The 6,271-nt window shown below is 70.8% G+C and carries 6 protein-coding genes; 1 reads left to right on the top strand and 5 read right to left on the bottom strand.

Annotated elements, in window-relative coordinates; all coding sequences use genetic code 11:
* Positions 1-54 precede the first annotated feature (54 nt).
* On the bottom strand, positions 55-897 hold the full coding sequence (locus tag GAS53_RS54270) for an alpha/beta fold hydrolase (RefSeq protein WP_151485213.1): 843 nt from the start codon (positions 895-897) through the stop codon (positions 55-57).
* Positions 898-978: 81 nt separating this feature from the next.
* On the opposite strand from GAS53_RS54270, the gene GAS53_RS54265 reads away from it, so the two are divergent.
* Complete coding sequence (locus GAS53_RS54265) at positions 979-2,301, top strand: aminotransferase-like domain-containing protein (RefSeq protein WP_151485214.1); 1,323 nt, start codon at positions 979-981, stop codon at positions 2,299-2,301.
* Here GAS53_RS54265 and GAS53_RS54260 read toward each other — a convergent pair.
* From GAS53_RS54260 to GAS53_RS54245, 4 genes are all read right to left on the bottom strand, one after another.
* Positions 2,216-3,100, bottom strand: coding sequence for a hypothetical protein (locus GAS53_RS54260; RefSeq protein WP_225859720.1), 885 nt, complete (start codon positions 3,098-3,100; stop codon positions 2,216-2,218). The genes GAS53_RS54265 and GAS53_RS54260 overlap by 86 nt on opposite strands.
* Before the next feature lie 185 nt (positions 3,101-3,285).
* Positions 3,286-4,137: an ABC transporter permease gene (locus GAS53_RS54255; protein ID WP_151485212.1), complete on the bottom strand. Its 852-nt coding sequence runs from the start codon at positions 4,135-4,137 to the stop codon at positions 3,286-3,288.
* A complete protein-coding gene (locus tag GAS53_RS54250) occupies positions 4,134-5,165 on the bottom strand; it encodes an ATP-binding cassette domain-containing protein (RefSeq protein ID WP_151485211.1) in 1,032 nt (343 codons plus the stop codon). Before GAS53_RS54250 ends, GAS53_RS54255 begins: the two co-directional genes overlap by 4 nt.
* A gap of 572 nt (positions 5,166-5,737) precedes the next feature.
* Positions 5,738-6,115 (bottom strand): hypothetical protein, encoded by a 378-nt coding sequence (locus GAS53_RS54245; RefSeq protein WP_151485210.1) that lies wholly within the window; start codon positions 6,113-6,115, stop codon positions 5,738-5,740.
* Between the last annotated feature and the right edge of the window lie 156 nt (positions 6,116-6,271).

Below are 6,271 nucleotides of genomic sequence, written 5' to 3'. Positions count from 1 at the left end.
GCCCCTTTTAGGGGCGCGGGGAACTGCGCGACCAGCCCCCACCGGACCCGCGGCTTATGCACCGGCCTGAGGGGGTCTGGGGGCGGAGCCCCCGGTTTCGGGAAGGGGTGGGGTTGGGGAAGAAGAACCGCCCAAGAAGCCCGCCAGAACCCTGTTGAACTCCTCCGGCCGCTCCAGATTCGGCATGTGCGCCGCCCCGCGGATGACGTGGAGGGCCGAGTCCGGAATCGCATCGTGCATCGCCCGCGCGTCCGCAACCGGCGTGTACTCGTCGTCCTCCCCCACCACGACCAACGCCGGCACCCCGACCCGCGCAAGGAGCTCGCGATAGTCGGGCCGCTCGGCCCGCCCACGCAGAGCCGCCGCCGCCCCCTCCGGAGGCGTACTCGTCATCATGCGGTGCACATGGGCCGCCACATCCGGAGCGGCGTAAGGAGCGACCATCTTGTGCAGGACCTCATCGGCGTAGGGCCCCATCCCCTCGCGGAGCAACCGGTCCGCCATGTCGTTGCGGGACTTCTTCCCGGCCGCCGTCTCCGCCGCCGGGAAGGTGTCCGCCAGGATCAGGGCCCTGATCCGCTCCGGAAACCGGCGGTAGCACTCCATGACGATCTGGCCGCCCATCGACAGACCGGCCAGGGCGAATTCCCGCACCCCCAGGTCGTCGAGAAGCCTCGCGATGTCCTCGGCGAAGACGGAGAGCGGGGTGACTCCGGGAACCACCGGGGACGCGCCATAGCCGCGCAGGTCAGGGGCGATCACTCGGCGGGTCGGAGAGAAGGCCGCCACCTGGGGAGCCCACATCGTGTGGTCGAAGGGATGGCCGTGGATCAGGACAAGGGGCGGGAGCATTGAGGATTGCGCGCCTTTGTCCTCGTATACGAGGAAGGGAGCCATGAGTCGGACCCTAGGTCCGGATAACTCCTCGGTGCAATAAAATCTTTGCCCTCGGTGCAATCCAGGGGGAGAGGGGTGAATGTGGAGGACTATCGGCGTATTGCCGACCGGCTGGCCGAGGAGATCGTCTCGGGGCGGCTCAAGGCCGGTGAACGGCTGCCGCCGCAGCGGGTGTTCGCCCGGCGGCGACGCATCGCGGGGTCCACGGCCGGACGCGTGTACGGAGAGCTCGTGAGACGGGGGCTCGTCGTCGGCGAGGTCGGTCGCGGCACCTTCGTACGGGCGGCACCGGTGCCGTCGGGGCGGGCCCTCACCGAGCCCGCGACCACGGCGACCGTCAATCTGGAGCTCAACTACCCCTTCGTGGAAGGGCAGTCGGAGCTGCTCTCGAAAGGGCTCGCGCCCTTGCTGCGGGCCGATGTGCTGGGCGAGGCGACCCGTACCGTGCCCGCCACCGGGACCCTCGCCGCACGCGAGGCCGTCACCGGACTGCTGGCCGGATCGGGATGGCGGCCCCGGCCGGAGCAGCTCCTCTTCGCCGGCAACGCCCGGCAGGCCATCGCCGGCGCGCTCGCCTCGCTGGTACGGCCCGGAGGGCGCGTCGGCGTCGAGGCGTTGACGTATCCGCTGGTCAAGGAGATCGCGGCGCGGATCGGGTGCACCCTCGTGCCGCTCGCGATGGATGAGGAGGGGCTGCGGCCCGATGCCGTCACCGCCGCCCATCGCGCCGCGCCGCTCTCCGCTGTGTACGTCCAGCCGACGCTCCACAATCCCACGTCCGTGACGATGGGAGACGCGCGGAAGCGTGAACTCGCCGATGTGGTGAGGGAGTTGGGCCTGCCCGTCGTGGAGGACCGCATCTGGTCCTTCCTCCGTGAGGAGGGCGTGCCGTTCGCCGCGTACGCCCCCGAGCGCGTCCATGTCGTCGACGGGCTGTCCAAGCGGGTCGCGCCCGGGCTGACCGTCGGCTTTCTCGTCGTGCCCGAGGGGCGGGTCGAGGCCGCGGCGGGTGCGCTGTGGTCGGGAGGGTGGACGGCCGGGCGGTTCGCGCTGGAGGCGGGGACGCGATGGATCCAGGAGGGGGTCGTCGGCCGGCTTGTCGGTGACAAGCGGGTGGATGCCGCCCGGCGGCAGCGGGTCGTCGCGGAGCTGCTCAGCGGTTTCTCCGTGCGCGCCGACCCCTGCGCGTACTACGCCTGGTGGGAGCTGCCCTCGCCATGGCGTGCGGACACCTTCGCGGCGGCCGCGGCGGCGCGTGGGATCGCGGTCACGGCGGGGCCCGCCTTCGCGGTGGGGGCGCAGGGGGCGCCGGACGCCGTCAGGCTCGGGCTCGCGTCCGTTCCGGTGCCGGTGCTGGGCCAGGCGCTGCGGACGCTGCGCGACGTCGCACGTAGTGGTCCGTGAGCCAGGTCGCGGCGGCGACGGTGAGACCGAGGGCCAGGATGAACCACGTGGCCGTGCGGAGGGTCGACGTGAGGGCGTCGTAGACCGCGCCCGCCGCCGCGCGGGAGGCGTCCGGGGGAAGGCCCGCCAGGGTCAGGGCGCGGCCGATGACCGTGGCGAGGGCCAGGAGCGCGGCGCCCAGGGCCATGCCGAGGGCCGTGGCGGTGACGGCACGGCGGCGGCGTACCGCCAGGAGGATGCCGCCGACGGCCAGGGCGACCGCCGCGAGGGGGAGCCAGAAGCCCGCGATCTCCAGCACGTGGAACCCCTTTCGGAGCGTGGACAGCTCCTGGGCCTGAAGGACCGTGACCTCGGTGTGCTCGACGGGGATGCGGTTCGCCAGCGGCACGCGGTCGTCGGACAGCCGGGTCTTCAGCTGGGCGGTGACCGGCGCCAGGTCGAGCGTGACCGCGCCCTCGTGGTCGCTGCGCAGGGCCCGCAGCACGGCGTCGTGGGCGGCCCGGTTCGCCGTGTTCCAGGCCGCGCGGAAGGCCTCCGTGCCCGTGAAGGAGCGGACCGCCCTGCGGACGTACGCGCGGACCTCGCCCTCCAGCGGGCCGACCTCGATCTCGCTCATGATCCCGTCGGTGACCGTGTCCGCGATCGCGCCCTGCACATCGGGCCCGGCGGCGAGCGGTGCCATCGCGGCGACGTACCGCCCGGTGTCGCCGATCTCGTACTTGACCCACGCCGAAAGACCGCCCAGCGGCACGAGGACGCAGGCGAGCACGATCAGCACCGCCGAGAGGACTTTCCGCACCCCTCAAGCAAGAGCCCCGGCCGTGCCCTCCGCCATCGGGGCACGGCCGGGGTGACTGCATCCGGACGCGGATTGCGTTCTTCCGGGGGACAGCCGCGGATACCCGGGGATACCTGCGGATACCTGGCCCCTGGGACTGCTTGCGAGGACTGCTCGCGGGGACTACGAGGACTGCTCGCGGGGGACTACTTGCGGTTGTAGAGCCGCATCGTCACCGGGCCGAGAACCGCCACGAACACCGCGGCCCAGCCCAGCGTCCACGCGATCGAGTCGGCGGGCCAGGAGCCGGCCATCAGCTCGCGGACCGCGGAGGAGACGTGGGTGATCGGGTTGTTGTTGACGAAGGCCTGCAGCCAGCCCGGCATCGTCTCGGGGCGGACGAAGATGTCGCTGAGGAAGGTCAGCGGGAACAGCACCATCATGCTGACGCTCATCACGCCCTTCTCCGTGCGCATCAGCAGACCGACCATCGTCCACACCCACGAGAAGGCGAAGCAGAAGATGATCAGCAGCACCACGCCCGCCACCACGCCGGAGAAGCCGCCGTCCGGGCGGAAGCCCATGATCAGGCCGACCGTCAGCATCACGATCGACGCGAGCGTGTAGCGCACGGCGTCCCCGAGCAGATAGCCGACCATGGTCGACGGACGCCAGATGGGCAGCGAGCGGAAGCGGTCGAAGACGCCCTTCTCGATGTCGATGTTGACCGCGAGGCCCGTGTACATCGTGATCATGGTGACGGACATGACGAGGATGCCGGGCAGCAGGTACTGGATGTACTCGCTGGGGGAGCCCGCCAGGGCGCCGCCGAACAGGTACGTGTACATCAGCACCATCATGATCGGGAACGCCGTCACGTCGAAGAGCTGCTCCGGTACGTGCTTGATCTTGAGCATCGCCCGCCAGCCGAAGGTGAGGGACGTCTGGAGCGCGTTCGGGCGCGGCGGCCGCTCGGTGGCGACGAGCAGCTCGGCCAGGCTCTCGGTGCGGACCGGTGCGAGGTCCGTGGTCTCGGTGGTCTGGGTCGCGGTGCTCATGCCGTGGCCTCTTTCGTCTGCGTCTGCGTCTGCGACTTCGGGTGGACGTGCTCGGTGGAGCCGGTGAGGGCCAGGAAGACCTCGTCCAGACTCGGCTGGCCCAGCGCGAAGTTGTCGACGGTGATGCCCGCGTGGGCGAGTTCGGCGAGGGCGCGGGACGCCTTTTCGGCGGCCCCGCTGCCGTTCGACGAGCCGTTCCCGACCCGGGCCGTCAGTGCCACCGGGTCCGGCTCCAGCTGTACGTCCGCGTCGAGGGCCTGCCGGAGCAGCCGCTCGGCTTCCGGGCGTTGGTGCGCGTCCCGCAGTCGTACGTGCACGGCGCCCGCGCCCACCGACGCCTTCAGATCGCCCTTCGTGCCCTCGGCGATGACCTTGCCCTTGTCGATGACGGCGATCCGGGACGCCAACTGGTCGGCCTCGTCCAGGTACTGGGTCGTGAGGAGGACCGTCGTGCCCTGCGCGACGACCGCTCGAATGATCTCCCAGACCTGGTTGCGGCTGCGCGGGTCCAGGCCCGTCGTCGGCTCGTCCAGGAACAGCAGGTCCGGGGTGTTGAGGATGGAGGCGGCGATGTCGATACGGCGCCGCATGCCGCCCGAGTAGTTCTTCACCTGGCGGCCCGCGGCCTCCGACAGGCCGAAGGCTTCGAGGAGTTGGGCCGCGCGGTTGTACGAGGCCTTCTTGCTGTGGCCCGTCAGACGGGCCAGCAGCACGAGGTTCTCCGTGCCGGTCAGGTCCTCGTCCACCGAGGCGTACTGGCCGGTGAGGCTCACCCGGCTGCGGACCCTGTCCGCCTCCCGTACGACGTCGTGGCCGAAGACGTGCGCCTCGCCGCCGTCGGGGCGCAGCAGAGTCGCCAGCATGCGTACGGTCGTGGTCTTGCCCGCCCCGTTCGGACCGAGCAGGCCGTACACCGTGCCGGCCTCGATGCGCAGGTCGACGCCGTCGACGGCGCGGTTGTCGCCGAAGGTCTTCACCAGGCCGGCGGTCTCGATGGCCGGCCCGGCCCAGTGATCGCTGCTCGTCATGTCCGTCTGCCCCATCCGCGTCGTTCTCGTGGCTTCTTCGTGGATTGCTCGTGGATTGCTCGTGGGTCGGTCGTGCGTTGATCGTGTCGTTCGAGTTCTTTGTGTCGTTTCCGTGGTTCTTCAAGGGTGCGTCGGCCGTCCCCGAAGAACATCGGTCTCGGGACGCAGTCCCCGATCGGTCTCGAGATGCAGACCGTCGGGCGCGCGGAAACTCATCGGTGATGGCGGCAGGGATTTCCGTGGCCGGTGGGGCTCCGGTGGAGGGTTCACCCGAACGGGTGTTTCCTGGTTCTGGGGAAAGAAGGCCGATCACGTGCCTGGAGCTGGAGTTTCTCCGGCTTGCCGGGACGCCTCGGGCTCTGGCCGGGAGTGGGTGCCCGGCGGGCGGTGAGTCCGGGGAACGGGTGGTCCGGGACGGGGAGCTGTGGGTGAGGCCCGGGCCGCCCGCACGGTTCCGAGGCCCCGGCTTGGGGGCCGGGGCCTCGGAACGGCGTCAGCTGTACGGGGTGGGGGTGGGCGGCTGTCGGTTCGGTCCTCGGTCGGTCCTCGGTCGTGCGGTACTCGGTACTCGCTCAGTTCTCGGTCGTGTAGTAGCGGTAGAACACCACCGCGAACACGCCCGCGGCGACCACGCAGGCCAGGCCCGCCGACTTGAGGACGCTGGCGTCGGTGAGGCTGTAGAGGAAGCCGAACGCGATGCCCGTGAACGCCGTCCACGCGAGCGCGCGCGCCTCGCGCCGCAGGCGTGGGACGACGAGGGTGTGGATGCCGTAGGAGACCGCGGCGAAGGCGATGGCCGAGACCACGCCCAGGAGGGCGTTCCAGCCGGTGATCGGGCCTGCGTCCCGGCCGATGGCCGCCGCCCAGAGGCCGTAGACGATGCCGCCCAGTACGGGGGCCGCCAGCTTTGTGGCGACGGGCGTACGTGATGCGGGTGCCGCGTGAGTCATGGGGGACTCCTCTCTCCTTGCCCTGCCTTCCAGAGCACACCTGGGGGGTGGGGCTGGCAAGTCGTGAGCGGGTGGCTGCCGCGGGTTGTTTGTGATGTGCGGGTGGGTGGGGGCTGGCCGCGCAGTTCCCCGCGCCCCTAAAGACAGGGCTGCGCC

The sequence above is a fragment of the Streptomyces albicerus genome (genome assembly GCF_008905045.1).
Lineage (GTDB): Bacteria > Actinomycetota > Actinomycetes > Streptomycetales > Streptomycetaceae > Streptomyces > Streptomyces albicerus.
This window is presented reverse-complemented; position numbering and strand designations above follow the sequence as displayed.

What these genes read in the sequence shown, in the direction of transcription:
- GAS53_RS54245 (WP_151485210.1), bottom strand. Translation starts at nt 6,115, where the DNA reads ATGACTCACGCGGCACCCGCATCACGTACGCCCGTCGCCACAAAGCTG.
- GAS53_RS54270 (WP_151485213.1), bottom strand. Translation starts at nt 897, where the DNA reads ATGGCTCCCTTCCTCGTATACGAGGACAAAGGCGCGCAATCCTCAATG.
- GAS53_RS54255 (WP_151485212.1), bottom strand. Translation starts at nt 4,137, where the DNA reads ATGAGCACCGCGACCCAGACCACCGAGACCACGGACCTCGCACCGGTC.
- GAS53_RS54250 (WP_151485211.1), bottom strand. Translation starts at nt 5,165, where the DNA reads ATGACGAGCAGCGATCACTGGGCCGGGCCGGCCATCGAGACCGCCGGC.